19 protein-coding genes are annotated in these 26,982 nt (G+C 59.4%); 13 read left to right on the top strand and 6 right to left on the bottom strand.

Annotated features, from left to right (window positions below; all coding sequences use genetic code 11):
- Window positions 1–73: 73 nt before the first annotated feature.
- The gene (locus ACFOTD_RS15965; protein ID WP_378120409.1) at window positions 74–5,281 is read left to right on the top strand and encodes a DUF4838 domain-containing protein; all 5,208 of its coding nucleotides are present in this window, start codon (window positions 74–76) and stop codon (window positions 5,279–5,281) included.
- Window positions 5,282–5,409: 128 nt separating this feature from the next.
- Here ACFOTD_RS15965 and ACFOTD_RS15960 read toward each other — a convergent pair whose 3' ends face one another.
- On the bottom strand, window positions 5,410–6,339 hold the full coding sequence (locus ACFOTD_RS15960) for a VOC family protein (protein ID WP_378120407.1): 930 nt from the start codon (window positions 6,337–6,339) through the stop codon (window positions 5,410–5,412).
- Window positions 6,340–6,677: 338 nt separating this feature from the next.
- Here ACFOTD_RS15960 and ACFOTD_RS15955 point away from each other — a divergent pair, with 338 nt between their 5' ends.
- Window positions 6,678–7,115: a hypothetical protein gene (locus ACFOTD_RS15955; RefSeq protein ID WP_378120405.1), complete on the top strand. Its 438-nt coding sequence runs from the start codon at window positions 6,678–6,680 to the stop codon at window positions 7,113–7,115.
- 194 nt (window positions 7,116–7,309) lie between these two features.
- Complete coding sequence (locus ACFOTD_RS15950) at window positions 7,310–9,379, top strand: DNRLRE domain-containing protein (RefSeq protein ID WP_378120403.1); 2,070 nt, start codon at window positions 7,310–7,312, stop codon at window positions 9,377–9,379.
- A 99-nt stretch (window positions 9,380–9,478) separates the two neighbouring features.
- Here ACFOTD_RS15950 and ACFOTD_RS15945 read toward each other — a convergent pair whose 3' ends face one another.
- Window positions 9,479–11,965, bottom strand: a complete 2,487-nt coding sequence (locus ACFOTD_RS15945; protein WP_378120402.1) for a glycoside hydrolase family 38 N-terminal domain-containing protein — start codon at window positions 11,963–11,965, stop codon at window positions 9,479–9,481.
- Window positions 11,966–12,122: 157 nt separating this feature from the next.
- On the opposite strand from ACFOTD_RS15945, the gene ACFOTD_RS15940 reads away from it, so the two are divergent.
- The 4 genes from ACFOTD_RS15940 to ACFOTD_RS15925 all read left to right on the top strand — a co-directional run bounded on the left by ACFOTD_RS15940 (window position 12,123) and on the right by ACFOTD_RS15925 (window position 15,040).
- Window positions 12,123–13,040, top strand: coding sequence for an AraC family transcriptional regulator (locus tag ACFOTD_RS15940; protein ID WP_378120400.1), 918 nt, complete (start codon window positions 12,123–12,125; stop codon window positions 13,038–13,040).
- A gap of 130 nt (window positions 13,041–13,170) precedes the next feature.
- The gene (locus tag ACFOTD_RS15935; protein WP_378120398.1) at window positions 13,171–14,223 is read left to right on the top strand and encodes a zinc-binding alcohol dehydrogenase family protein; all 1,053 of its coding nucleotides are present in this window, start codon (window positions 13,171–13,173) and stop codon (window positions 14,221–14,223) included.
- Between the two features lie 62 nt (window positions 14,224–14,285).
- A complete protein-coding gene (locus ACFOTD_RS15930) occupies window positions 14,286–14,666 on the top strand; it encodes a winged helix-turn-helix transcriptional regulator (RefSeq protein ID WP_378120396.1) in 381 nt (126 codons plus the stop codon).
- Between the two features lie 71 nt (window positions 14,667–14,737).
- Entirely contained in the window at window positions 14,738–15,040 is a 303-nt protein-coding gene (locus ACFOTD_RS15925; protein ID WP_378120394.1) for a hypothetical protein, read from the top strand.
- A gap of 129 nt (window positions 15,041–15,169) precedes the next feature.
- Here the strand turns inward: ACFOTD_RS15925 and ACFOTD_RS15920 are convergent, their stop codons facing one another.
- Both ACFOTD_RS15920 and ACFOTD_RS15915 read right to left on the bottom strand, forming a co-directional pair.
- Window positions 15,170–15,346, bottom strand: coding sequence for a YjfB family protein (locus tag ACFOTD_RS15920; RefSeq protein WP_378120392.1), 177 nt, complete (start codon window positions 15,344–15,346; stop codon window positions 15,170–15,172).
- Between the two features lie 69 nt (window positions 15,347–15,415).
- Entirely contained in the window at window positions 15,416–16,192 is a 777-nt protein-coding gene (locus tag ACFOTD_RS15915; RefSeq protein ID WP_378120391.1) for a class I SAM-dependent methyltransferase, read from the bottom strand.
- A 191-nt stretch (window positions 16,193–16,383) separates the two neighbouring features.
- Here ACFOTD_RS15915 and ACFOTD_RS15910 point away from each other — a divergent pair, with 191 nt between their 5' ends.
- Window positions 16,384–16,530: a hypothetical protein gene (locus tag ACFOTD_RS15910; protein WP_378120389.1), complete on the top strand. Its 147-nt coding sequence runs from the start codon at window positions 16,384–16,386 to the stop codon at window positions 16,528–16,530.
- A 42-nt stretch (window positions 16,531–16,572) separates the two neighbouring features.
- Here ACFOTD_RS15910 and ACFOTD_RS15905 read toward each other — a convergent pair whose 3' ends face one another.
- The gene (locus ACFOTD_RS15905; RefSeq protein WP_378120388.1) at window positions 16,573–17,793 is read right to left on the bottom strand and encodes an MFS transporter; all 1,221 of its coding nucleotides are present in this window, start codon (window positions 17,791–17,793) and stop codon (window positions 16,573–16,575) included.
- A gap of 204 nt (window positions 17,794–17,997) precedes the next feature.
- On the opposite strand from ACFOTD_RS15905, the gene ACFOTD_RS15900 reads away from it, so the two are divergent.
- Window positions 17,998–18,585, top strand: coding sequence for a TetR/AcrR family transcriptional regulator (locus ACFOTD_RS15900; RefSeq protein WP_378120547.1), 588 nt, complete (start codon window positions 17,998–18,000; stop codon window positions 18,583–18,585).
- 631 nt (window positions 18,586–19,216) lie between these two features.
- Here ACFOTD_RS15900 and ACFOTD_RS15895 read toward each other — a convergent pair.
- The gene (locus ACFOTD_RS15895) at window positions 19,217–22,816 is read right to left on the bottom strand and encodes an FG-GAP-like repeat-containing protein (protein ID WP_378120386.1); all 3,600 of its coding nucleotides are present in this window, start codon (window positions 22,814–22,816) and stop codon (window positions 19,217–19,219) included.
- A 209-nt stretch (window positions 22,817–23,025) separates the two neighbouring features.
- Between ACFOTD_RS15895 and ACFOTD_RS15890 the strand changes: the two genes are divergently transcribed.
- The 4 genes from ACFOTD_RS15890 to ACFOTD_RS15870 all read left to right on the top strand — a co-directional run bounded on the left by ACFOTD_RS15890 (window position 23,026) and on the right by ACFOTD_RS15870 (window position 26,980).
- Entirely contained in the window at window positions 23,026–24,132 is a 1,107-nt protein-coding gene (locus ACFOTD_RS15890; RefSeq protein WP_378120384.1) for an ABC transporter substrate-binding protein, read from the top strand.
- Between the two features lie 66 nt (window positions 24,133–24,198).
- Window positions 24,199–25,137, top strand: a complete 939-nt coding sequence (locus ACFOTD_RS15880; RefSeq protein WP_378120383.1) for an ABC transporter permease — start codon at window positions 24,199–24,201, stop codon at window positions 25,135–25,137.
- Window positions 25,137–25,946: an ABC transporter permease gene (locus tag ACFOTD_RS15875; protein WP_378120381.1), complete on the top strand. Its 810-nt coding sequence runs from the start codon at window positions 25,137–25,139 to the stop codon at window positions 25,944–25,946. Before ACFOTD_RS15880 ends, ACFOTD_RS15875 begins: the two co-directional genes overlap by 1 nt.
- A complete protein-coding gene (locus tag ACFOTD_RS15870; protein ID WP_378120379.1) occupies window positions 25,943–26,980 on the top strand; it encodes an ABC transporter ATP-binding protein in 1,038 nt (345 codons plus the stop codon). The genes ACFOTD_RS15875 and ACFOTD_RS15870 overlap by 4 nt, the downstream gene beginning before the upstream one ends.
- The last annotated feature ends 2 nt before the right edge of the window (window positions 26,981–26,982 follow it).

Here is a 26,982-nt window from a genome sequence, read left to right as displayed (position 1 = left end):
GAGGTTCATCGCCTGCACGACGAGAGGCGATGCCGGCTTATCACACCAACAAAATTGATTTGGAGGCGTTCACATGTTCCGTTCCAGATCGGCAAACGGCTTTTTATTTTTAAAAACTCGCCTTTTGGCAGCCGTAACGGTGCTTTGCTTACTGGTATCGGCTTTTAGTCCGGCGGCGGCGATGGCGGCTGACCCGGTTCCGGTCCAAGGCGCCGGCGGGAAGGCCGCCGTAAGCGACATCGCCGGCCACTGGGCCGAGCGACAGATCGGCGAATGGATCGAAGCCGGGCGGATTCAGGGATTTCCCGACGGTACGTTCCGCCCGGACCGGACGATTACGAGGGCGGAATTCGCTGCGCTGGTCAATCGCATATTCGGCTTCACGGAGGCGGCGCCGGACTGGCGCGCAAGCGACCTGGCGCCATCGGACTGGGCCTTCCGCGACATCGCCGCAGCTGCCCAAGCAGGTTACCTGAAAGGCTATGCCGACGGCCGATTTGGCGCGAAGCAGCCGGTATCGAGGCAAGAGGCCGCGGTTGTCGTCGCCAGACTGCTGGCATCGGAACTTACGCCAGATGCCGAGGCGGCAGATGCCTTCACGGATGCGGGTCAGATGGCAGCCTGGAGCAAAGAAGCGATCGGAACCGCGGCAGCCGGCAAGCTGATGGAAGGCTACGTCGACGGAAGCTTCAAGCCGGAGCGCGGAGTTACGCGCGCGGAAACCGTCGCGATTCTGGAACGAATTTTATCCGGCATCGGCCTGTCCTATAACAAGGCAGGAACGTTCGGCCCTTTCGAAGGCGCGGTGACCGTCAAAGGCAATGTCGCGATCCGCGTTCCCGGCGTCACGCTCCGGAACATGATCATTGAAGGGGATCTCCTCGTCGGCGATGGCGTGGGTGAAGGGGACGTGTCTCTGAGCGGCGTGACGGTAAAAGGCAAAACGACGCTAAACGGTGGCGGAGAGAACAGCGTTCATGTGCAAAACGCGATATTGGGCGAAGTGCATGTGGACAAGAAAACAGGCACCCTTCGTATCGTCCTCGAGGGATCGTCGCAAATAGCGTTACTGATATTGCAGTCCTCGTCCGTCGTCGAATCGGCCGAAAACGCTTCGTCGGGAGCGGGCATCGGTCTGATCCGTCTCGACCGAAAGCTCGCCGCGGGCGCTAAGATCAGGTTGGCAGGCAGCTTCAAGGAAGTAGAGATCGATGCGCCGGGGATCGAGCTGCAGCTCTCGGGCGGCGTCATTCAGAAGCTGACCAACACAGACCAGGCACCCGGAACGCGGATCGCCTTGGATAAGGACGCCAGGATCGTAGCACTTTTGCTGAATGAGGTGGTACGTATGCAAGGAGAAGGCGACATCGATAAAGTGATCTACGGCAGCAACGGGAATGGCAGCACTTTCGAACGAAGACCTCATGCAGAGGAGGGGAAAGCAACTCACGCGCCGGAAACGGGAACACAGACTGCGAGCCCAACCCCGACACCGACCAATAGCCCCACCTCGACACCAACCGATAGTCCCACCACGACTCCGACTATGAGTCCTACCTCGACGCCGACCGATAGCCCCACCACGACTCCGACTATGAGTCCTACCCCGACGCCGACCGCGACCGTTTCGCCCGATCCCGAGCCGTCCGTCACGCCAACGCTCGTCGATGCGGGAACGGACAACGCCGATATCGTCTTCAGCCCGCTGGCCGACGAGATGGAGCGGCTTGCCGCGCGAGAGCTGCGGGATACGCTCCGGATGATCAGCGGCGCTGAGCTTCCGATCTATGAAGGGCAGATCGACGGCGATTCCGTCAGCGTCGAGCTGCTCGAAGACCGGCTCGATCTCAAGGAGAACGGCACCTATCATACCGCCATATCGGTCATGAACAACAGCGCCGAATCGGCCGCGCTGACCTTCAGGCGCACGGACGACGGGCCGATTGCCGCGAGCTTTGAGCCGATCCTGGTACTGGCGCCGCAAGAACGCCGGAATGTGCCGGTTGCCGTGCAGGTGACGAATGCGGCGGAAGACGGCGTCCATCTCGTGACGATACAAGCCGATATCGACGGGCTGCCGGTTGCGACGATGAACCTGAGCGTAAGCCTGAATCGGAATCTGCTGCTCAATTCGTCCTTCGAGACGGTGTCCGCTTCGGGCTGGAACGTAAGCTCCGGCGCGCTTGACAAGACCGCCGCGCACAGCGGGACGCAGTCGATGAGACTGGAATTCAGCGCGCCGTATGCGACCCTCCGCACGGATCAGCAGCTGAAGCTGCAGGCAGGGCATGAATACGCGCTCAGCGCATGGGTCAAAGGCAGCCAGCCGTCCGGGCAAAAAGTAATCGCGCAGTTCGCTGAGTTGTCGTCCGATTGGTCCAAATCGAACGGCATGCCGCAGTATACGTTCGACGTGACGGACACGTGGACCCGAATCGAGATCAAGTACACGCCGGTATTGAGTACCCAGCTGGACTTCGCATGGGCTTATTTCCACATCGTTGCCGGCACTGACCGCGTGTGGATCGACGATGTGTCCCTGAGGGCCACCGGCGTGACATCCGATCCGGACCCGCAGCCCGAGCCGGCGAATCTGATCGGCAATCCGGGATTTGAATCGGAATCGCCCGGAGGAGAGCTGCCGACCGATTGGAACGTTCCCTCCGGCGCCTTGGACAAGGACGTCAAGCGCAGCGGGACGAATGCGCTCCGGATCGATCTGCCCGCGGCCGGATGGACGGCCGTTCGCACCGATCCGATCTTTGGCATGCAGATCGGCGAAGAATATGTATTGAAGGCCTGGGTCAAGGGGAGCGCGCCGACAGGCCAGCGCGTGCTGGCGAGTTTTATGGAGAAAAACAACGCGGATTGGGCCGATCTCGTGCCGCCGACCGAGATGGTGTCCCACGACGTATCCGACGGCTGGACGCAGGTCGAATGGACGTTCACGCCGCAGGCGGTCAGCGGCTCCAACTTTGTATTGGCCTATTTGTACATCGTATCCGATACGCCGGCCTTATGGGTGGACGATGTCACGCTGACTATCGCCGACAAGGGGACTTCCAGGACGCGAAGCGATTCATCCCTGTCCCTGACGGAGGAGCAAGCGGCTCCGGCCGCGCAGTTGACGTCCGGCGCAGAGACTGAGGAACGGTACCAGATCATTGTGGGAACGCCCGATTCCTATCCTGCGCTCGCTGCGCTATTCCCGGCGGATATCGCCGATCTGCACGGAACGGACGGGTTTGCCATTCGTCAGACGGGGAACCGCATCTACATTTTGGGTACCGAGCCCAAGGGCGCGCTGAACGGCGTGTATGACTTCCTGGAGAAGAACACGGGCATTCTGTGGACCCGCGCGTCGGATACGGGAACCGTTTACGAGCCGCAGCAGACGGTCAGGGCCGAGCATGTAAACTATTCGGAGAAGTCTCCGTTCCTGCTAAGGGGCTGGCATCTTACGGGGCTGGGCGCGAACGGCGAATACCATTCGGACCCCGCTACGGAGCTTATGATGGCGCGCAACAAATTGAATGCCAAGCTGGCCGAGTTCGAAAATCTGCCGCTGTGGGCCGGACAGGACAGCATTGGAATCAAGCCGTTCAACATCGGGCATAACCTCGGCTACTGGCTGCCCAACGCCTTGTTTTTTAACACGCATCCCGAATACTTCAATACGGACGCGAACGGCAACCCGATTCCGGAGTCGCAGCAAACGCAGATCAACTTTTATCATCCCGATGTCCCTGGAGTCATCGCCGAGCGGGTGGCCGCGTTCCTGGACGAAAATCCGATCGAATATGTCGGCGTCGGCATTAACGATACGCACTACTACGAGCAAGCGGGCTACAGCGACCAGCCGTTCGTTACCGAGGACGGCGTGACGATCCAGCCGAACGAGGCGGATTACAAGTCGACGGTGTTCTACACCTTCCTGAACAAGATCGCGAGGCAGGTCAAGGTGACGCATCCGGAGGCCAAAATCGTGACGTTCGCCTACTTCTTTACGGAGGTCCCGCCAAGGATCGCGTTGGAGGATAACATCGTGATCGTGCTTGCGCCGATCTCCGGAGACGAACGCCTGCCGATGAAGACCGACGATCCGGACAGCCTGAACTACGCTTATGTCCTCAAATTGCAAGGCTGGCTGGCGAAGACGAACCAAATCGTCATGTACAACTATTACGGGTCGTTCCTCTCCGACAAGTATGAAAGGCCGATCGCGGAAAAAGTGCAGGCCGATATGCGTTATTACCGGGAGCTGGGCTTGACGGGCGTGATACCGGAGGGTATCGTCGACGCCAACGGTCCGAACTGGGCGATCAACGCGCTTCAATTCTGGCTGTTCGAGAAGCTGATGTGGAATCCCGACGCGGATATCGAGCAATTGAAGACGGAATATATCGCAAAAGTTTACGGTGACGCGTCCGTCCCGATGCGGACCTATTACGACCTGATCGAACAGGGCTGGAATCAGTACGACGATCCGATCGCCTACAATACGAGCGCAAGCACGTATATCGGCAAATATGTCATCGAAGCCGGCATCGCGGACGAGGCGCAGCAGGCGCTCGATCAGGCTTGGGCGCTGGCGGACGAGAAGGTGAGAGCGCGAATCGCGCCCATTAAGACGACATTTGAAAAGATGGTGGAAGAAGTCGGCGGACGGCCGCAGCTTGAAGCGCATGCGCTGCGCACCACGGCGTCGGAACAGGATATTATGAACGCAACCGATTTTAGCCAAGGTCCGTGGGCCGATGCCGTGCCGGTTACCGAATTTCTGAAGATCAATACGGGAGATCCGGTGCCCGTGCAGACGAAGGTGCGGCTGTTGTGGGACGACAACAATCTGTATGTCGGCTACGAGAACTTCGACAACGACGTGTCCAAGATCGTCTCAAGCGCCGTCGCGCCAGGCGAATGGTGGACCAGCGGTGCGGACGACGACAACGAAACCTTCATTACAGGCGATGCCTCGGCGCAAAATTACTATGTATTTTTCAACAATCCGGCGGGCCTGAAGCTTGAATACAGCGGCCCGGTTCAAAACAGCGGCTACAGCGCGCCATGGCAAGCGCGCGCGAACGTCGGTGCGGACCGCTGGATCTCGATTCAAGCGATCCCTTTTGCCAGCATCGGCGTCGATCCGAGCGCAACCAAGACGCTGTCCGGCTATTTCTTTAGGTCTTATCACGGACAGGAAGGCTTTTTCGGCTGGGGAGGCGGAACCGTATGGAGCGCGTCGGACTTCTACCCGATCCGGTTGGAGGAGAACGCTTGAGTGAATGAGTAGTTAAGAATGCATATAAAGATGAGAAGAAAAGCCGGTAAAAAGAACCGCGAAGCATCGTGCTTCGCGGTTCTTTTCTACGCTTCCGCAGCAGGAGGTCTTCTCCAACGGCTGTCGCCTCAGCCCCGATACGCTTCCTCCAGCTTGGCGATATCGAGCTTCTTCATCGGCATAAACGCCGCGGTCACGCGCGCGATCTGCTCGGGCGTGCCATTCGCCATCATGTCGTCCATCGCAGCCGGCGCGATCTGCCACGAGAGGCCGAACTTGTCCTTGAGCCAGCCGCACTGCTCGGCCTGCGGATCGGCGGACAAAGCGCTCCAGTAGGCGTCGATCTGCGTCTGCGTATCGCAGCGGACGAGCAGGGAGACCGCCTCGTTGAAGGTGAAGCCGTGATTGTGCGCGCTGTCCATCGCGGTCATCCAGGTGTTTTCCACCATAAAGTCGCTGAACATGACCGTGCCTTCGCGATCCGGCTCTCTGCCGGGACCGTAGCGATGGAGCTGGCCCGGGCGGGAACGCTCGAACACGGACAGATAAAGCTCGCGCGCCTCCTCGGCTCTGCCGGCGTTGTCCCCGGTGAACATGAGAGATGGAATGATCGTCGGACGGGGCTCTCCTTCAGGATTGGTCAGGATGAGCTGCCAATTGACGCCATACTTGTCCTGAATCCAGCCGTACCGCTTGCTGAACGGATACTCGCCCAGCGGCATGAGCGGGGCGCCGCCTTCCGAGAGCTTGTCCCAGATCTCGTCCAGCAGCTCGCTCGCGCGGTCGTCCAGCGACGGATCGAAGTTCACCATGAACGATACGGACGGATTCATCTTGAACAGCGGACCTGCGGAGATGGCCATGAAAGGGCTGCCCCAGATCGTGAACGAGACGACGTCGGAATCGCCCGACGGCGTATCGCGCAGCGTCGTCACGCTCTTAATGGCGGAATCGGGGAAGACGGAGCTGTAAAAAGCAGCGGCTTCCTTGGCTTCCCGGTCGAACCACAGATGCGGGACGATGCGGGGGGCGGTCGTACCGGCGTTTGCGTCACTCATTACTTATAGCCTCCTTTTTGCTTCCATTTTATCATGGACCGAAGGGGAGGCGTTTCTTATGGATTGCTCAGTTGATCTGTCGCGCCGGACGCTTGAAGCCGCCGGCATAACGAATAAACGTCAGGGCAATGAGCCCTGACGTTTATTTGCAACGCTGTAGAACTTGCCTTCAATCTCGACAGGGACCTGTCCGATATCACTTGCGCGATATCCATGCCCGATGTCCCCCCGCGAAGCAGCGGTAAGATTCCGCGATCGCACCGAACGGTTTGTCCATACTGCGACAGACAGGAGTACATAGGATATAAAAATGCAAAAAGAAAGAAGGTCAAGCGTCTATGGGAACCTTTCTTGACCAAAGAAGCTCGATGAACACAGGCACGACCCTCGCGATAGCCGCAACGACGACTCCGGCTCTATTCGGCGACATCGGCTTGCAGACCCAAGGGGTAGCGGGCAACGGACTTGGGATCAACGGTTCTTTGATCGTCGATCTGGCCGGTACCATCGGACTCTCCATTGTTGCGCCCGCCACAGTCACGATCAATGTCGTACGCGGCGGCACCATTGCCCAAGGCACGATCATCTACACAGCCGTACTTCCGATTCAGTCGAACACCAGCACGATCGTCCCCTTCAACGCGCAAGACCTGCTCGCTCCCGCAGCTCTCCTTACTCAATACACAGCCTTTATCAGCAGCACCGGCGTAGCGGGCGTTGTGTTGGTTACCCGCATCGGACCCGAAGCTTTCTGGGGCGTAGCTTCCCAAGGCTAATCGCACGCTGGTGAAGCGTTCGATCGGGCCTCGCTTGATCTATCCGATCCACGATATCCTCTTCGTCCGCGGCAAGCTTCTCTTCCCCCCGTCGCGTTCACCTACAAGCGCATTACGTGGCTGTCCAACAACCAGCTGGCGCTCTCCGAAGTCTGCATCAAGAGCATACGCCGCCATACGAAGGAGGAATTTTCATGCCGGTAGCAAGTTTACTTCCGAGTGACGATACGCTTATCGCTTCAAGTTACCCTACAGCTGCATTCGGCAGTTATCCCTTTTTATATGTGGGTGATTATGTAGTTCCAGGAGATATTTACAGGACTTTGTTAAAATTTGACTTGTCCGTTATTCCCCAAGGCAGTGACATCCTTGAGGCCATATTAAAGCTTTATATTTTCAGAAAAGACGTCCCTGGTCCGGAAGTTATAGCTATAAATTTAAATCAAAGCGACTTCAACCAGAATACGGCGACATATTCAAATGCACCTGCTGTTACGCCAACGGGCATTACTAAAACCGTTAATGACGCAGATGTAAACAATTTTATCAGTATCGATATAACTCCGCTTGCGCAACAATGGTATGCGAATGCCGCAGCCAATAACGGTATCACAATGATTGGCCCGGAAAATACGTATTCAATAATCGGAAGTTACAGTACGAACTTTTCCAACAGCAACTTATATCCATTTCTTCAGGTAACTTACCAGGAAAGCAGTAGCTGCAACAGTGACATGATCAATGAAGTAACTCAATCTGGAGCTTACATGATTAACGAGTCAAATACGCTGTTGTTAGGCCAAAGAATACTTGGTACTTTCAGTGTTGAAAACACCGGATTTACAAATGGACTTGCCGTACTTCAAATACTGAACGGCAGCAGCATCTGGGTGGACGAAAAATCGGCGGAAGTAAGCCCTGGGCAGACAAAGGTGTTATCCACCACGGCATCCAGGCTAGATGAAAGAATATCAATTGTCGGTATCGTTGATCCTATTATTTCCGGAGCTGTTGATCATACTCTGAATGCAAACGACAATCTTCTCAATCCGAATCAGGTACCGCTTACCTTTAGTTCAGACAATCCCGATTTTCCGGTAGACCCAAATACCGGCGCTATTTCAATAAATAATTCCGGTTCTGCTGCAATAACCGTAGCCACAAAAAATATTGAAGGTCCCGTCGTATCATTTACAGTCATCGCCATAGGAAGCAATTCGGTATATAACCAAACCCAGGGGACTTTCTATACTACGATTCAACAGGCCGTAAATGCTTCTAATCCGGGAGATATGATCCAGGCGGGGCCTGGGAGCTATCCCGAAAACGTGACCATTGACAGGCGGATTACGCTAAATGGTGCCGGAAGCGGCGTTGGCGGAACGATCATTCATCCGGCGTCAGGAGTCGGCATATCCATTTCAAACGGCGGGGTGAGTTCGACAAATCGGCTGGTAATATCAGACCTGCAGGTCACCGGTGCTTCCCAGGGGATTTTAACCATAGGAAACAATCAGCCAAGCTTTATTACTTTTTCTAACGTATCATTGCTGAATAATTTGGATAACGGCTTTAGTATCAATATCAGTCCCTCTTTTCCTGTTATGAACGATCTGATTATAACAGGCAGTAACTTCTCCAATAACGTTACTGCGGGATTCAGAGTCCCGACTTACGCGCAGGTTTCAAATGTAACGATCCAAAGCAGCATGTTTAACGGAAATGCCTTTGGAATGCTTGTATTTTCAGGAACGGCAATATTTAATAACATTCAAATTTCAAAATCCACGTTCAACAACAACACTTCAAAGGGAATGTACTATGAAGCGTTGAATCATGCAATTATTTCAAATAATACGATCGACAGCAGCGGTACTGCCGGGAGTTTTGCGGCCGGTATAGATATCAACCTCAAACACGGCAACTACCAGAATGTCAACCTCATAAACAATATTGTTACAAACAGCGGGAACGGCGATCCTGTAAACGGTGCGGCCGCGGTAATAAAAGGCAGGAATGACGGTACCAACAACGGTACGCTTACTGGTGTGACCGTATCCGGCGGTACTTACTCCAACGCCCCCGTTGGAATACGTTTTGGAGAGACCGGCCAAAACAACAATTATCCGACCAATGCCGTTGTAACCGGTGCAACTATTGAAAACAATGGTATAGGCCTGCAAAACGTTACAACAGTTACAATTACGCAGAACAACAATACCTTTATTAATAATGGCATAGATACTGTAGGTAACTTCAATTAATAACTCAACTTTCGCAGCATGAAATCGGCAAACAAGCCTTGAGCTCCCGTCGGTGACCGGCGGGAGCTTTGATTTGCGAGTGTCGTTACCGGAGGAGGCTCAGTCTTTTTCCATCAATGTGCATGCCCGAAGCACGCTCCCGGCAGCGTCCGTCCTGAACGTCTTGATCTCGAACGCGCCGAGCTCGACGCGCTCCGCGATGCCCAGCGAAGGGATGCGAACCAGGACCGAGCCGGGCGCGCCGGTCGGTTCGAACAGCCGGACGATATAGCCGTCGCCGTCCTCCGCCTGCTTGAAGGCGGTCAGCACCGCGCGGTCGCCTTCAAGCGCGACGCCCGGGGACGGCAGCTCGCCGGCTCCGCTCGGGAAAAACGACAGCGCATACGGACGTTCGTGCAGGACGAGCGCTTCGCGCTCGATCGCCGCAAGACGCGACTCCCGCTTGCCGGCGTTGAGCCAGAACGTATACGTGCGCTCGCCCTGGTCGATCCGGGGGAGGAACCGGTCCTGCGGAAGGATCGGACGCTCGCCGATCGGGTGCGCGCAGTAGGCGGCGCCGCGAAGCAGGGTCGGCCGCAGCGTGCCGCCGGCGCCGTCCGAGCCGTAGACGCCGTCGTTGATGAGCGTCACGGCCCGGCCGTCGGCCGCGGGCTCCGCGATCGCCGTCCATTTTTGCGCGACCGCCTCGTCGCCGTTCTGCGGCAGCCGCTGGACGCCGTACGCCGTTTGCCCCAAGTATTCGTGATCGTCTCCGAGCGCCGTCGGAATCGACAGCTTGAGCAGCTTGTCCTTCTCCTGCCAATACAGGCGAACCTGCACTTCGATCTCGGTGCCCTGCTTGGGCAGAAGGTAGGTGAGAACGGCCGCGGAGTCGCCATAAGCCAGCAGCGCTTCGACGACGGTCCGCACGTCTCCGTCCTCGATTACCCGTACGGCCGGCAGCACTTCGTCCTTAACGCCGGAAAACGCCGTGCTACGTGCGGGGCTCATCAGCTCGAATTGGCCGACGACCGGCTCGAACCGGTCGGTATCCATGCGCCACGGATCCTCGTTGTCGGCGACTACGACGGGCAAGAAAGCACCCGGGCGTAGGTAGGATTCGCCCTCCGCGACATAACTGTCGATCAGTCCGGTCCGCGTGTTGATCTCGATCTGCAGCGACGGCGATTCGAACCGGATCGCGCCGTCGCGCTCGGCCAGATAGGCCTTGGGCTTCTGCGGCAGCTTGACGATCCGGCAGTCGAACCTGTTCATCGACGAGGGGGCGAGCTCGGCTTCGAATACGACGCGCTTGCGCCAGTCCAGATTCAGGGCGCTTTGCTCTTTTTCGGGCTGGCTCGGCACTTGCGCGCCGTCGCGGTAAACCAGCGGCATGGAGAACTCCTCCGTCCAGTTCTGGTCCTCCAGCATGAACTCGCAGGCGAAGATGCCGCGTACGGGATGCGGATGAGGGTTGTATACGAGTATCGGATACTCGCCCGTCGCCGCTTGGGGCTGGCCGGCAGCCAGGGCGAAAAACGCGCGGGCGCGCAGGCGCGAAGCGATCTCGAGGCCGTGGTCCATGAGCCGGAGCGACGCTTCCTCCGCAGGCTGGATCGAGCTGCCCGGCAGAATGTCGTGGAACTCGGCGACCATCAGGTCGTGGAACGCCTCGCCGAGCTCGCGGGCCGGATACGCCAGCAGCCCTTGAATCGCGGCTGCCGCCAGCATTTTCTCAGTCATGAATAGCTGGCTTTCCAGCTGCCGGTGCTTCTGTTTGATCCGGATCATCGACGTATAGCAGCCGACGAAGCGCGGATTGAGATCGTCCGCATGACGGGGGAGATCGGTCGCTTCGCGCAGCTCCGCGAAGTAGGCCTCCGGCGTAGAGTGCACGATCTCCACCGGACTCGAAGCCATCATCTCGCCGATGCGGTCGAGGTCGAGACGGGAGGGACCGCCGCCGTGATTGCCGACGCCCCACAGCAGCAGGCGAGGGCGGTCCTCGCCGTCGTCCGCGTATTTCTCCAGCCATTTCCCGATCTTTTTGTGCGCTTGCCCGATCAGCGTATTGTATCCGTCCGCAATCTGATGCGCGTGCACCTCGGAGCCGTCGAAGCCGACCCAGATGAAGTCGTCCGCCGGACCCGCTGTCTTTTGCTCGGGCCGCATGAACAGATAAGAATCGAAGCCGGATTTGCGCATGATCTGCACCAGTCCCCTGGAATGCCCAAAGGAGTCGAAGTTGATCGAGGTCGTCGGCGCCTGTCCGAATTTTTCCTTGAAGTACTGCCTGCCGAGCAGAATCTGCCTGACGAGCGATTCGCCCGAAGGCATATTGCAATCGGGCTGCAGGTACCATCCGCCCATGATGTGCCACTTGCCGAGACGAACGAGGCTTTGAATCTCCGCGAACAAGCTCGGCTCGTACTCCTCGATCCATTTGTACAGCAGCGCTTCATTGTGATTAAAAACGTAGCCGTCATATTCTCTGCAAAACGATGCGGCGGCCCTGAACGTGGATACCGCCGCCGCCGCGCCTTCCTCCCACTCCCATTGCCATACGGGATCGAGGTGCGCATTGCTGATGAGATGCAATTTTTTCAAGCCCATGCATCCTTTCTGATTCGTCGCTCTCTTCCCTTCTATTTTCATTTTGAAGCGCGTTCATGTAAATTCATTGAAGTATCCCGTTTTTACACTAAAATGACCGGTTCGCTTGTGCTACTATGATAGAAATAAGCAGCGGGGAGGGGACGAGCCTATGGCGCGCGGCATATTGCCGGACCAACTGTACGGAACCGTCAGGGTGAACGACGCCGTCATCGAGATCATCGAGGTGCTGGAGGAGCAGCCCTGGGGTGCCCGCTCGTGTCCGCCTCATACGCATGCGTGGTTCGAATGCAATTATATCTACGAAGGCAGCATGAAGACGGGCTTCGGGGGACCGCTCTTGAACGTCGGACCGGGTGAATTCTTTCTCGTCCCCGCGGGCGCCGAGCACCGCCACGAGTACATGCCGCAGTCTCCGCACCGGGGCGTCTGCATGCGATGGACGGTAGCCCCGGCCGATTCTTCCGCCGCAGGCGGAGCCGGCTCGGTCTATGCCGCGCTCGAGGGCTTGCGGCAGTGGCAGCTCGGCTGCTACGAGGATCGCTACGGTCTGGGCGAACGAATCATGCGGTTGTTCGAGGAAACGCGGGAGACGGGCTCGCTAGCGTCCGTTCAACTGACTTTCGTGCAGATTGTGCTGACGATCGCCGCGGTTCGCCATCCCGAAGGACGGGCCGCGCCGGCAGCCGTCGATCAGTCCGATACTGCGTTTCTGCGCAAGATCGAGGTCTACTTGAATGACGAGCGCGCGGAAAAAATGAATGTCCGCAGACTCGCCGACGCCCTGCATGTCAGCTACAACCATCTGGCCCGCAAATATAAGCGGCTCACCGGCAAGACGATCGTCGGCCGGTTGACCGAGATTCGCCTTGCGCGCGCGCTCGATCTGCTCCAGCGGACCGACGCCTCGATCGGCGCCATCGCCGAGGTGTCGGGCTTTGGCGCGGCCCACTACTTCAGCCGGGTGTTCAAGGATGTCTACGGCGTGAGCCCGAAGACGTACCGCAAAGGATGGAACGAAGAGGCGCAGAAGGAGCCGGGGGCGACATCGGTCCTTTCCGCGGATTAGCCCTTGTGTTCAAGGGTATCATTCGTGTGCCTATCCCACATAAATGTGCGTACTTACGCGAATGTCGTGTATGCCTTATATTGCAGGTATAAGCCGAACCGACGGCAAACCTGCGAAGGAGCGAACCGACATGACGAACGAATTCAAAGCCCCTGTGAAAGAAACGATGAAGGCCGTTGGCCTGTACAAGTATTTGCCGATCGCCGATCCGGAGAGCCTGATCGACGTGGAGATCGACAAGCCGTCGCCGATGGGCCGGGATTTGCTCGTGAAGGTGCGCGCGATCTCGGTGAATCCGGTCGACTACAAAGTCCGCTCGCCCAAGAGCCGCGAGGAGAGCGCGCCGAGAGTGCTCGGCTGGGACGTCGCGGGCGTGGTCGAGCAGGTCGGGCCGGAGGCCGGGCTGTTCAGGCCGGGCGACGAGGTGTATTACGCCGGCAGCATCACCCGGCCCGGCGGCAACAGCGAGTTCCACCTCGTTGACGAGCGGATCGTCGGCGCGAAGCCTGCTTCGCTGAGCTTCGCGCAGGCGGCCGCGCTGCCGCTGACGACGATTACGGCATGGGAGAGCCTTTACGACCGTCTGGGCGTAGCGCGGAATCCGGCCGACAATGCCGGCAAGACGATCCTGCTCATCGGCGCGGCCGGCGGCGTCGGGTCGATCGCCACGCAGCTGGCGAAGCTGGCGGGCTTGACGGTCGTCGGCACGGCCTCCCGCCGCGAATCGGCCGACTGGGCCATGGAGCTTGGCGCGGACCATGTGATCGACCACTTCCAGGCATTCTTGCCTCAGTTGAAGGCGATCGGGTTCGATCAGGTCGATTACATTCTCTGCCTCAACAGCACGGAGAAGCACTGGGCGAACATGGCGGAAGCGATCGCGCCGCAAGGCAAGATCTGCTCGATCGTCGAGACCGACGAGTTGCTTAACCTGACGCTGCTCAAAAACAAGAGCGCGACCTTCGTGTGGGAGCTCATGTTCACGCGATCGACGTATCAGACGGCGGACATGATCGAGCAGCATCGGCTGCTGGACGAAGTCGCGCGGCTCGTGGACGCAGGCGCCATCCGCACGACGACGAGCGATACGATTTCTCCGATTAACGCCGACAACCTGCGCAAGGCGCATGCGATGCTGGAGACGGGCCGCACGGTCGGCAAGGTCGTACTCGAAGGATTTTAATCGCCGCGCATGAATGCTATGATCATCAGATAAGGAAGACAGAGACGAAGGAGCGGATCGGCGTGCGGGATCGGAAGAGCGGGTACGGGTTTTGTCCGGACGAGGAAGGCTGCCCGGTCGAGTTCACGTTGGACGTGATCGGCGGAAAGTGGAAGGGCGTGCTGCTCTATCATCTGATGGACGGCCCGAAGCGGTTCAACGAATTCCGCAGAATCTGCCCGACGATCACGCAGCGGATGCTCACGCTTCAGCTGCGAGAGCTTGAGGAGGACGGCGTCGTTCACCGCGAGGTGTACAACCAGGTTCCGCCCAAGGTGGAGTACTCGCTGACGGCGTTCGGACAGACGCTGACCCCGATCATCGCCGCCATGCGCGACTGGGGCGAGAGCTTCAGGCGGACGGTCCGGGATCCGATGCAGCTCTATACGGAGGCGAAAGACTGAGTCGGCGGAGCGGATTGCAATAAGCTAGATTGTCCGCGCAAGAGCGCATCCGCACTTGAAAGGAGAACCGCATGCTGATCGCAACGATTGCAGCCGTCGTCGTACTGGCGGGAGGAGGACTGGCGCTTTGGCTTAGGGTTCGCAAGCGGAGGCTGGCCGCCACCCGCAGCGCCAAAGTCGTGCCATTTCGGGCCGCCCGCAAGCGGACCGATAAGCGGCGGGAGCCGGGAGCAGGAGAGCAGGCGCGCCCTTGCTCTTTGTGCCGCGCGCGTTCCTCGCGGCTGTCTTTTTATATCGACGAGAGCGGCCGTACGATCGGCGTATGCAAGGATTGCCGGCCCAAAGCGGAGGCGCGGGAGCTGGATCGCTTGTAGCCTGTAGTTCAGTTTGTAGTTTGCCCGGCGTGCCTGCCGCAATATGCGACAGCGCAAAAAGCCGAATCGGACCCCGGACGAGGCCGATTCGGCTTTTTGCGCCGGCGTTAATTTCGAGCGGGCAGTCGCTTAGACGCGCACGTCGATGTTGCCGCCCAAATGAGGCTGCGCGATGCTCTGCGTCAACTGCACGAGTGCTTCGCTGTTCTGGCGCGCGGTATCCAGCACTTTGCCCAGAACCGCGATGCCGGCTTGCTGACGCAGGTCGTTCATCGCCAGCCCTGTTGAGATTGCCGCTATATCCATTATCTCGCCTCCCCATACCTATATCGGAATAGGCTTGCCAATCAATGAATGCGGCGCAACGTTTGACGGTTAGCGCGATACCTTGACGGCCGCGATCCGCAAGCGGCTCTTATCGATGATCCACTGGCCGTCCCGGTACAGGCGCGGTTTGACCGCGGCTTCGACTTCGTCATAGACGGAGGCGAGCTCCGCCGGCGGGACATCAGGGAAAAAACAGCCCGCGAAGCTGTCCAGCAAGGCCCTGACCCCCGACGGGGCTTTGGACGGCGAAGGTTGATCGAAGTGCAGGGCGAACGTCACGCGAAATCCGGTCCGTTCCAGCAAACCGGCATATTCGCCGATCGTCGGCAGGTACCAGGGATTGCGCCCCTCCGGGTCGTAGCCGCGCGCCGACAGCACCTGCCCGATCGCATCGGTCAGCGAAGCCAGATTGCCGCTGCCCGCGAACTCGGCGACGAATCGTCCGCCGTCCCGAAGGGCGAGCCATACGGTGCGTGCCGTCGCCTCCGCATTCCCGATCCAATGCAGCGCGGCGTGGGAGAAGACCGCATCATAACGGGTATCCGTCAGATACAGGGAGGCGTCAGCCGCCTGAATATCAAGGTACGGATGCCGCCCTCTCGCAAGTGCTACCGATTCAGCAGACAGATCGATGCCCGTCGGAATCGCACCCGCCGCCGCGATGCGGGCTGTCAGGTCTCCGTTTCCGCAGCCGAGGTCGAGAATTCGCTCCCCCGGGGCGGGCTGGAGCAGGGAGAGGACTTCCGCGCCCAGCCGGGACATTACTTCCGAAGACTTCGCCCCCGTTGCCGGACTTGTGTGATCGGGATTGGACTTACTATGCATCGTCGCAGCCTCCTTTAGGGTTCTTCAATTTTTAATCGTAGACATTGAATATCCATAATAACCCCTAAGGGGCGGGGCGTCAAGAATATGAAGAGCTTGCGAATTTGGCCGGGGAAAATAAAGGAGCATTCTATCGAGGTATCGTCGAGGAATTGAGAAAGGCCGGCGATTGGCGTTCCAAAGGCATGTACTTGAGGCTGATTGTGGAGAAGAACGATCTGCCGGAGCTGATGGAATATGTTCGCGCCTATCCCGTCTGCCGCGTCATTAACCGCTACAAAAAAATAGCCGGCGCGTCCAGGCAAGCGAAGGTCGTCTCCCGATTAAAGACGGCTTAAGCTTACGGGAGACGGCCCGCTTGTATAAAGAACTGGCGAAGCTTAGTTAATGACAGGTTTTGCTTCGATCTCTCTTTGTCCTTTCTCGGTAAACGCATAGAGGATCGCCAGCAGCGGCAGCGCGGCGCCGATGAGCGAAGCGAGCTGCCAGCCGCCATGCGCGTACGCCCAGCCGCCGAGCGCCGAGCCGACGGCTCCGCCGATGAAGAAGATCGACATGAACAGGCCGTTCAAGCGCCCGCGCGCTTCGCTGCCGAGCGCGTAGACGACGCGCTGCCCGAGCACCAGATTGCCGGAGACGGCCATGTCGAGCGCGATCGCGGAGATGAAGAGCAGGACAAGCGAGACGGTCGAGTGGCCGTGGAAAAAGTGCGGGAGCAGCCAGGACACGAGGGCGATACTTAAAGCCAGCCAGGTAAGCGGCCTGCTCCAGCCCTTATCCGCCAGCCGTCCGGCGATCGGCGCGGCAATCGCGCCGCCGACCCCGACCAGCGCGAACCAGGCGATGCCCTGCTGCGACATGCCGTAGGCGTCGGCCAAGCGGAGCGGCGCGACCGTCCAGAAGAGGCTGAAGGCGCCGAACAAAAACGCCTGGTATAGCGCGCGGCGGCGCAGAGCCGGCGTGTGGACGAGCAGCGGTACGAGGGAGCGGATCAGCTTGCCGTAGGATACGCTTGGCGCCGGCCGGCGCTCGGGCAGCTTGCGCGACAGCAGTATCGCCAGCAATGCGATGGCGACCGCCGAAGCGGCGAATACGTAAGGCCAGCTCCAGATGCCGGCGATGAAGCTGGCGACCGGGCGCGCGAGCATGATGCCGAGGAGAAGTCCGCTCATCACGTTGCCGACGGCGCGGCCACGCTGGGCTTCGGATGCGAGCGAAGCGGCGAAGGGCACGAGCACCTGCGCGACGACCGAAGCCGTTCCGATGAGCAGCGACGCGGCCAGGAACAGCGGCGCGTTCGGCGCGATCGCGGCCGCGATCAGCGCGGCGACCGCCACGGCGAGCGAGATCACCGTCAGCCGGCGGTTTTCGACGATATCGCCAAGCGGTACGATGAACAGAAGCCCCGCCACATAACCGATTTGCGTCAACGTGACGATCAGGCCCGCCGCGCCGGCGGACAGTCCCGTCGATGCGCCGATCGGTCCCACCAGCGTCTGGGCGTAATAGAGATTCGCTACGATCAGGCCGCAAGCGGCCGCCAACAAAATCGTCAACCCGCGGGAAATGCCGCCATCCTTCATCTTTTGTTCCGTTCGCATGTTGCATCCTCCGTCCGGTACGCTCTTGGTAGTATAATAAATACTGAACGTACAGTTTATTAATTGGTGACATCATGATATACTGAACGAAGCGTTTTGTAAATAGGCGATTTGTTTTCTTTCGCACCTTTTTTCGTATACTGAACGTATTGTATTTTAATGTTTAGAAATACCGGCTTGAGTGTGAGGGAGGATGTCATGAAGATGCAGCAAGAACAGAGCAAGCGGGGGCGGCCCCGGGATCCGAAGACGCAACAAGCGATCTTGTCCGCATCGTACGATTTGCTGCTGGAGGTCGGCTTCGGCGCGGTGACGGTAGAGAAGATCGCGGAGCGCGCGGGCGTGAGCAAAGCGACCATTTACAAATGGTGGCCGAACAAAGCCGCCGTGGTCATGGACGGCTTTTTGTCCGCCGCCTCGGCCCGGCTGCCGGTGCCCGACACGGGCAATGCGTTTGAGGATATCCAGATTCACGCCGTGAACGTGACTCGCTTTCTGACGAGCAGGGAAGGCAAGATCATTACCGCGCTGGTCGGGGAAGGGCAGTTCGACGAGGGCTTGGCAGAAGCGTACCGGACGCGTTACTTTCAGCCGCGACGGCTTGAAGCGAAGGGCATCCTGGAAAAGGGGATCCGGCGCGGACAGCTTAAGGAGACCTTGGACGTCGGACTCGGCGTAGACCTGCTGTACGGACCGATTTTCTACCGGCTGCTGGTGACCGGCGAGCCGCTTGACGACGATTATGTGCGGCAGCTGGTGAAGAGCGGGTTCGAGGGGATTCGGGCGCAGTAGGGGAGAAGGAGATGGCGTAGGGCAGTTATTGGCCGTTGTCCGCCTCCGGAATAAAGCGGAATGCGCAAACTACTGTCGTAGAGCAGTAGATGGGCGATGCCGGATGCCGGAATGCACAAACTACTGTCGTAGTGGAGTAGATGGGCGGTGCCGGGCGCCGGAATGCGCAAACTACTGTCGTAGTGGAGTAGATGGGCGGTGCCGGGCTCCTAAATGTGCAAACTACTGTCGTAGAGCAATAGATGGGCGATGCCGGACGCCGGAATCCGCAAACTACTGTCGTAGTGGAGTAGATGGGCGATGCCGGACGCCGGAATGCGCAAACTACTGTCGTAGTGGAGTAGATGGGCGGTGCCGGACGCCGGAATGCGCAAACTACTGTCGTAGTGCAGTAGATGGGCGGTGCCGGGCATCGGAATGCGCAAACTACTGTCGTAGAGCAGTAGATGGGCGGTGCCGGGCTCCTAAATGTGCAAACCACTGTCGTAGAGCAGTAGATGGGCGGTGCCGGGCATCGGAATGCGCAAACTACTGTCGTAGAGCAGTAGTTGCCCAGCGGTCGACCCAAACAAAAAAACGGGATGAGGCAGGAATTAACCTGCTTCATCCCGTTCTCGTTTAATAGCCGTTCTTACAGTTGGTTAAAAAGCTTGGACAATCGGACGAACATTGCAGCAGCTTCGGCACGGGTGGTCGGTGCGAAGGGATCAAACCGGTTGTCGTTTTTACCGCTCAGGATGCCATGCGTCGCCGCGGCTGCCGCATAGGGCTTCGCCCAGGCCGGGATGCTTGCGTCGTCCGCGAAGGATGTGACGGCTGCGGAATCCAGGGTCCATTTTGCGGCGCGGACGAAAGTGGCAGCCGTTTCGGCACGATTGATCGTCAAGGACGGGCGGAACGTGCCATCCGGATAGCCGTTCAGAATGCCGTTCTCAACGGCGGATGCGATCGCCTCTCGCGCCCAGGCCGGTATCCCGGCTGCATCTGCAAAGGTTGAGTCGCCAGACACGCCGTTGATGTCGGTTTTCAGCCATCTTGCGAGCATCACGGCCCATTCGGCCCGCGTGACCAGACCGTCAGGCCTGAACAGTCCGTCCGGACCGCCCTGGACGAGGCCCATCTCGCAAGCATCGTTGATTTCCGATTCCGCCCAATGACCACGGATATCGGCGAAGCAGGCAATGGCAGGCGGCTTGCTCTGCCGATCGATCGTCACGGTATATTCGCGAACGATGCCGTTTGCTGCCCGTACACTGATCTGTATGATATTGCTGCCCGAGTCGAGATCGAGATCGAACGGAAGCTTTCCGATGGTGCTTTTCCCGTTAATCAACACGATCGCGGCTGGAGCAAGGGACTCGACATTTAGCGTAATGCGCGATTCAAAGGTCTCCGCTTCGTAGGCTAGCACGTTCATGTCGAAGGCAGGCGTCAAATCGATAGCTTGCGCACCGCCAATGAACGTCAGCAACTTAAGACGAGCTTCGCCCGAGGCCTGCGGTGGCTGAACGGTCGCCGGCTGAGGCAGCGTGGTGGCCGTTGCCGTCAGCGCAGCGCTCCGGTTGCCGGCAGTATCGATGGCAATGATGGAAAACGTATAGTTAGTTGAAGCGATGAGGTCACCAATTGCACGAGAAAGCGTGGCGGCATCGAGAGCGACAGGCGATTCGCCGTCCAGCGTCAGCTCGTAATGGTCGACGCCGCGGTCGTCCCCGGCAGCAGGCCAGTCGAGCTTAACGCTATCGTAGGTTACCGCTGAGATCGAGAGCTCCGCGCCGGACGGCCAAGTCGGCGCCGCGATGTCGGGCGCGATGCCGTTGGTCAGCGTGACGCTGACCGCTGCGGCCGCGCTGCGCGGCGATTCTACGCCGGCGCCGTCGGTCGCGGTCACGATGAACTTGTACGTCCCGGCCGCCAGATCGCCGAGATCCGCGGCTGCGACCGAGCCGTCGGCGCCGCTGGTGCCGAGCGCGATGGCCGCGCCGAGCTCGCCCGCGTCCGCGATGCCGTCGCTGTCGGCGTCGTTCCAGCGGTAGGCGCGTACGGTCGCGCCCGAGCGCCCGATGGCACCCGCTGTGCCGATCAACTGATCCGGCGTGCCGACGTAGTTGTCGACGGCGCTAAACTTCGCTGGATCGACCAGCGGCGCAGTTGCGACCATCGCGGAGAGCGAAGCGCTGCGGTTGCCCGCGGCGTCCACGGCGACGACGGCGAACGCATAGGTCGTGCCGGCGGTCAGCCCGCTGACGTCGTAAAACAATGTCGCTGCATCCGGCGAGGTAATCGGATCGCCGTCCTGCGTCAGCTCATAATGATTGACGCCGCGGTCGTCCGCGGCTGCGGGCCAGGACAGCTTGACGCCGGTGCGCGTCAAGTTTGTATCCGCCAGCTCCGCGCCTGCCGGCCAGGTCGGATCGGCGACGTCCGGCGTTAATCCTTTGGTGAGCGTCACGGTCACGGCGGCCGCCGCCGTGCGCGGCGATTCGTTGCTCGCGGCGTCCTCGGCGGAAACGACGTATTTGTACGTCCCCGGCGACAGGTCGCCGATGTCGGCGCCTGGTACCGAGCCATCAGCGGCGCTCGTCCCTAGTGCGATCTCCGATCCGAGCTCGCCTGCGTCCACGATGCCGTCGCTATTGTCGTCATTCCAGCGGAAAGCGCGCACGTCCGCTCCCGGCTCGCCTACTGCGCCGGCTGCCCCGGCCAGCCGATCCTGCGTGCCGCTGTAGTTGTCGACGGCCGCGAACTTCGCAGCATCGATTGTAGGCGCGGTCGTGTCCGGCGCCGGATCGTCCTCTTGAATCGTGACGGTTGCGCTCGTCTGCGTACCCATCGTGGCTTCGTTTGTCGGTCCGGAGATCGTGACGTCGAATGTCCGGTCCGAACGGTAATCCGAATCGTTCAAGACCGGAATCGAATAAGTCTTGGTCGTCTCCCCTGCGCTGAAGACGATTCTCGCGTCGACAGCCGTATAATCCGTTCCGGCAACGGCCGTGCCGTCGGACGTCTGAAGACGAACCGTCGTCCGGCCGTAAGAGCTTCCCGTACGCTCGATGGTAACGATCGCATTCCCAGCATTCTCCAATACCGAAAAAGTCGGCGCGGAGAATGCCAGCGCGCCTTCGGCTCTGCTCGTCAGCAAATTAAGGGAATTGCCACTCCCGTAAGCTAAATCCGCCAGTCCGTCCTCATTAAGATCGCCCGAGGCAACGAAACCTTTAACCGGAAGGTCATTCTTGGGCTGGAAGGTCCCGTCGGCGTTGCCGTTCAAAATAGAAATGGTGTTTATTTGGTTCGTAACGGCCAGATCGAGATGACCGTCGCCGTCGAAGTCGCCCATCGCGATGTCTACCGGCTGGGTGCCGGCACCGGACGAATAATAGGAGGCAGGTCCGAAGGAACCGTTGCCCAGGCCAAGCAGGACAGCCGCCCCGTCGTTGCCGTTTTCCGCAGTCGCCAGATCTAAATGGCCGTCTCCGTTGAAGTCTCCCGACACCAGTTGGGTCGGGGTGTGAAGCCCGGCGAAGTTGGTTATGTTAAACGTCCGGTCGCCATTATTGAGCATGACGCTAATATTTCCGGAACCATCGTTGGCAACGGCGAGGTCGAGACGTCCGTCCTTGTTGAAGTCGCGTGCGATTACGCGACGAGGATAAGTACCGACGGCGGACTGAACCGGAGCGGAAAAGGTGCCGTTTCCGTTCCCGTACAGAACGGCAAGCCTGTTATTGTCGTTGCAGGCGATCGCCAGATCGACGAGGCCGTCTCCATCCAGATCGGCCGCAGCGATGCCGTTGGGACCATCTCCCGCGGGATAGGCGGCGCGCGGTCCGAACGTCCCGCCGCCTTGCCCCAAAAAGATCGATACGGCATCGTCGCTATAGCTGGTAACCGCAATGTCGAGATGGCCGTCGGCGTTCAGATCCGCGACGGCGATCTCCCTAGGGCTCTGCCCCACCGGCAGGTAAGCGTGCGCGGGTTGAAGCGTGCCGTCGCCGTTGCCTTTGAAAATCGCGATCCTGTTATTAAAATTATCGTTAGCAATGGCGTCGAGATGCCCATCCCCGTCCAGGTCGGCAAACGCGATATCGTTGATCGAGCTGCCTGCGGACAGCGAATAGGCCGAAGACGCGCTCTGGAACTTCGGACCCGCCGCAAACGCGCCGAACGGAGCGGCCGCCATGGCCAGAGAGAGTCCGGCAGAGACGAGTGCTGCAAGTTTTTTTCGCATACGATTCTACTACTCCTTATGACAAATTATGGCCTTTTGCAACATTATACTAGATCCCCTCTCCCGATGAATCCCCCAAAGGATTTAACAAACATGCCCGGTTCGGATAATCCAGCGTAAATAGTCCCCAACTACACTCTAATAGGAGAGAAAACAACAAGAATATAGACATAGTCCACAATAATCCACGCGGGAGTGAAGGGGAAACCATGAAAAACGCATTGAAGAGAAAATTGGCTGCGGGACTCGTCTTGACGACGCTCGCGCTGCCGCTGGCGGCATGCGGAGAGAAAAACGCGGACGGCGCAGAAGCGAGCGGCGCCACGCAGGAAATTTCGCTGGCCGATCTGGAGAAGAACGCAAAGGAAGAAGGCTCCGTCGTCAGCGTCGGCATGCCGGACACATGGGCGAACTGGAAAGATACGTGGGCGGATCTGCAGACTAAATACGGCCTTTCTCATACGGATACCGACATGTCGAGCGCCGAGGAGATCGCCAAGTTCGACGCGGAAAAGGACAAGCCGACCGCGGACATCGGCGACGTCGGCATCGCCTTCGGCTCGGTCGCGATCGACAAGGGCGTCACGCAAGCTTATAAGACCTCGTACTGGGACGAAATTCCCGCTTGGGCCAAGGATCAGGACGGCCACTGGATCGTTGGCTACCAGGGCACGATCGGTTTCCTGACCAACAAGAAGCTGGTCGCGAACCCGCCCAAGAGCTGGGAAGATCTGAAGAAAGGCGACTACAAAATCATCGTCGGCGACGTCACCAAAGCCGCGCAAGCCCAGATGGCCGTGCTGGCCGCGGCAATCGCCTTCGGCGGCAGCGAGACGAACATCGAGCCGGGCATCGCTTACTTCGAAAGCCTGGCGAAGGAAGGCCGCCTCTCCAATGCGGAAGCGAGCCTCGCCAACATCGAGAAGGGCGAAGTGCAAGTGACGCTGCTGTGGGACTTCAACGCGCTCAACTACAGCGATCAGCTCGGCAAGGAGCAATACGACGTGGCGATTCCTTCAGAAGGCAGCGTCGTGAGCGGCTACGCCACGATCATCAACAAGTACGCGCCGCATCCGAACGCGGCCAAGCTCGCTCGCGAGTATATTCTGAGCGACGAAGGCCAGATCAACCTCGCCAAGGGCTATGCAAGACCGATCCGCGACAGCGTGAAGCTGCCCGACGACGTAGCTGCCAAGCTGCTGCCCAAGGATGCCTACACCAACGTAAAGCCGGTTAACGACTACAAGGCATGGGAAGAAACGGCCAAGCAGATTCCGCAGTTGTGGCAGGAGCGCGTTCTCGTCCACATGAATTAATCCTTACGGGGCGTCTTCGACTTCTTGCCGAAGGCGCCTCTCTTATCCGACAGGAGCGTGGCACGTTTGAAACGAAGCAATCGGTGGATGTGGCTGGGGCTCGTCCCTTTTTTGGCGATGATCCTGTTGTTTCAGCTGATTCCGGTCGTATCCATGGTGGCCGGCAGCCTGAAGTCCGCGTCGGGCTCGGGCATTTCCTTCGGCTTCTATGCGCGGATTCTGCAAAGCGCCTATTATATGCAAGCGATTAAAAACAGCCTGCTCATCTCCGGCGCGTCAAGCGCGATCGGCATCGTCGTCGGCCTCGCCTGCGCGTACGCGATCACGAGATTCCCGGCGCGCACGCGGGACCGCCTGCTGATGCTCTCCAATATGACGTCGAACTTCCAGGGCGTTCCGCTCGCCTTCGCCTATATCGTGCTGCTGGGCAGCAACGGGGTATTCACGCTTCTGTTCAAGCAGTGGGGCTGGAGCGTCTTCGCCGGCTTCGACTTGTACAGCTGGTTGGGACTCGTTCTGGTCTATGTGTACTTCCAGGTGCCGCTTGCGCTGCTGCTGCTGTACCCGTCCTTCTACGGCATTCGGGACCAATGGCGCGAAGCCGCGTCCATGCTGGGCGCGAGCAGGTGGCAGTTCTGGACGAGCGTCGGCTTGCCGGTGCTGTCGCCGGCCGTGTTCGGCACGCTGGGGATTTTGTTCGCAAACGCGATGGGCGCTTATGCGACGGCCTACGCGCTGGTCGGCGGCAACTATAACCTGCTGGCCGTGCGGATCGGCTCGCTTGTGGCGGGCGACGTCGTCAACCAGCCGCAGCTCGGCAATGCGCTCGCCGTCATCCTCGCGCTGACGACGCTGCTCGCCGTCTTTCTCAATCATAAGATGACCCAGCGGACTCGGAAACTTGACGCAGTGCTGGGCGCCGGTCAGCAGACTTCTCCTAAACGCCGCCGGCAGCCGCGTTCCTGGACCGCCGCCGCGCCGGCCGCTGCCAAGGAGGAGTTATAATGGACGCTTCGACCAAGCGGGCGGGTCCCGCGCACCGCTCGTTGATGCTGCTGTTGATGGTCTATCTGCTGCTGCCTCTGCTCGCCACCTGCATCTACGCGTTCGCCAAAGAATGGCAGACGACGGTGCTTCCCGCGCGTTGGACGCTCGAATGGTTTAGCGGCATGTTCCAGGATCTGCGTTTCCTGGAGTCGCTCTGGACGTCGCTTTATCTCTGTCTGCTCGCCGTCGCGATCAGTCTGCTCGTCATGCTTCCCGCGGTGTTCGTCATTACGATCTACATGCCGAGGCTGGAATCGCTCATGAAAGGGATCGTGGTGCTCCCGTACGCGGTGCCCGGCGTGGTAGCGGCAGTCGGACTCATCCGCGCCTATTCCTCCGGTCCGCTCAACATTTCGGGCACGGCCTATATTTTGCTTGGCGCCTACTTCGTCGTCGTGCTGCCTTATATGTACCAGGGCATCCGCAACAGTCTGCTGACCGTATCGGCGGGCCCGCTGCTCTCCGCCGCCGAGCTGCTCGGCGCGAGCCGGATGCGAGCGTTCGCGACGGTTATTTTGCCGAATATTTGGCCCGGCGTGCTCATCTCCTCGCTGCTTTCGTTTTCGGTGCTGTTCGGCGAGTTCGTGCTGACCAACATGCTGGTCGGCGGACGCATCCAGACGATCCAGGTGTACCTGTACCAGCGGATGGGCGAGAGCGGCCATATGGCCAGCGCCATCGCGATCACTTATTTCGTGTTTATATTGATCCTGTCGGCTTTGCTCATGAAGCTGGGCCAAAAAGTGAACGGAGGCATGAAAGGATGAGCGACTATCTGGAGCTGCAAGGCATCCGCAAGCGGTACGGCAACGCCGACGTGCTGGACGACGTGAACTTGCAAATTCGCGAAGGCGAGCTCGTAACGCTGCTCGGGCCTTCTGGCTGCGGGAAAAGCACGCTGCTGCGCTGCATCGCGGGGCTCGCGGACACGGATGGCGGCCGGATCCTGCTGGACGGCAAGGATATCGCCAAGCTGCCGCCGCGGAACCGGGAGATCGGCATGGTATTTCAGGCTTATGCGCTGTTCCCTAATCTGACCGTCAGCCAAAATATCGAATACGGCCTCAAGATGCGCGGCATCGACAAGGCGGCCAGAAAAAGCAGGTCCGAGGAGCTGCTCGCCATCGTCGAACTGACGGACAAGCGCGACGCGTATCCCCAGCAGCTGTCCGGCGGGCAGCAGCAGCGGGTGGCGCTCGCGCGCTCCCTGGCCGTCCGTCCCAAGGTGCTGCTGCTGGACGAGCCGCTCAGCGCGCTGGACGCGCAGATTCGCAAAAACCTCCGTGCGGAGATTCGCGCGATCCAGCGGCAGTTCAACATGACGACGATTTTCGTCACGCACGATCAGGAGGAGGCGCTGACCTTGTCCGACCGCGTGTGCCTGATGAACAAAGGCCGCATCGTCCAGGAAGGATCGCCGGAAACGATCTACACGAAGCCCCGGACCGAATTCGTCGCCCGGTTCATGGGCAGCTACAACGTGCTCAGCCGGGCGGACGCGTCCAAGTTGTTCGGCAACGTGGACAGCGCGGCGCACAGCTTCGCCATTCGTCCCGAATCGGTCGTGCTGCTGACCGGACGGACCGAGCCGCTCGGGTCCGGCCGTCGCGTCGCGGAGGGGATGATCCGGTCGGTATCCATCCTCGGCAACGTCATCCGCTATGCGGTCGAGGCCGCGGGCGTGCGGCTCACGATCGACGCGTTGAACGACGGCCGGTCGCTGCCGCTCGCGGAGCAGAGCCCCGTGCTCCTGGCGCTCGACGAATCGCAGCTGCTGCATCTGGAGAAAGAAGGAGCTTAAGG

This window comes from Cohnella sp. GCM10012308 (assembly GCF_042649185.1).
GTDB lineage: Bacteria > Bacillota > Bacilli > Paenibacillales > Paenibacillaceae > Cohnella.
Note: the sequence above shows the minus strand (reverse complement) of the source record. Positions and strands in the feature narration are given on the sequence as shown.

Bases quoted from the DNA above. Each gene is read 5' to 3' on its own strand.
- ACFOTD_RS15965 (WP_378120409.1), top strand. From the start codon at position 74: ATGTTCCGTTCCAGATCGGCAAACGGCTTTTTATTTTTAAAAACTCGC.
- ACFOTD_RS15960 (WP_378120407.1), bottom strand. From the start codon at position 6,339: ATGAGTGACGCAAACGCCGGTACGACCGCCCCCCGCATCGTCCCGCAT.
- ACFOTD_RS15955 (WP_378120405.1), top strand. From the start codon at position 6,678: ATGGGAACCTTTCTTGACCAAAGAAGCTCGATGAACACAGGCACGACC.
- ACFOTD_RS15950 (WP_378120403.1), top strand. From the start codon at position 7,310: ATGCCGGTAGCAAGTTTACTTCCGAGTGACGATACGCTTATCGCTTCA.
- ACFOTD_RS15940 (WP_378120400.1), top strand. From the start codon at position 12,123: ATGGCGCGCGGCATATTGCCGGACCAACTGTACGGAACCGTCAGGGTG.
- ACFOTD_RS15935 (WP_378120398.1), top strand. From the start codon at position 13,171: ATGACGAACGAATTCAAAGCCCCTGTGAAAGAAACGATGAAGGCCGTT.
- ACFOTD_RS15925 (WP_378120394.1), top strand. From the start codon at position 14,738: ATGCTGATCGCAACGATTGCAGCCGTCGTCGTACTGGCGGGAGGAGGA.
- ACFOTD_RS15920 (WP_378120392.1), bottom strand. From the start codon at position 15,346: ATGGATATAGCGGCAATCTCAACAGGGCTGGCGATGAACGACCTGCGT.
- ACFOTD_RS15915 (WP_378120391.1), bottom strand. From the start codon at position 16,192: ATGCATAGTAAGTCCAATCCCGATCACACAAGTCCGGCAACGGGGGCG.
- ACFOTD_RS15905 (WP_378120388.1), bottom strand. From the start codon at position 17,793: ATGCGAACGGAACAAAAGATGAAGGATGGCGGCATTTCCCGCGGGTTG.
- ACFOTD_RS15900 (WP_378120547.1), top strand. From the start codon at position 17,998: ATGCAGCAAGAACAGAGCAAGCGGGGGCGGCCCCGGGATCCGAAGACG.
- ACFOTD_RS15895 (WP_378120386.1), bottom strand. From the start codon at position 22,816: ATGCGAAAAAAACTTGCAGCACTCGTCTCTGCCGGACTCTCTCTGGCC.
- ACFOTD_RS15890 (WP_378120384.1), top strand. From the start codon at position 23,026: ATGAAAAACGCATTGAAGAGAAAATTGGCTGCGGGACTCGTCTTGACG.
- ACFOTD_RS15875 (WP_378120381.1), top strand. From the start codon at position 25,137: ATGGACGCTTCGACCAAGCGGGCGGGTCCCGCGCACCGCTCGTTGATG.
- ACFOTD_RS15870 (WP_378120379.1), top strand. From the start codon at position 25,943: ATGAGCGACTATCTGGAGCTGCAAGGCATCCGCAAGCGGTACGGCAAC.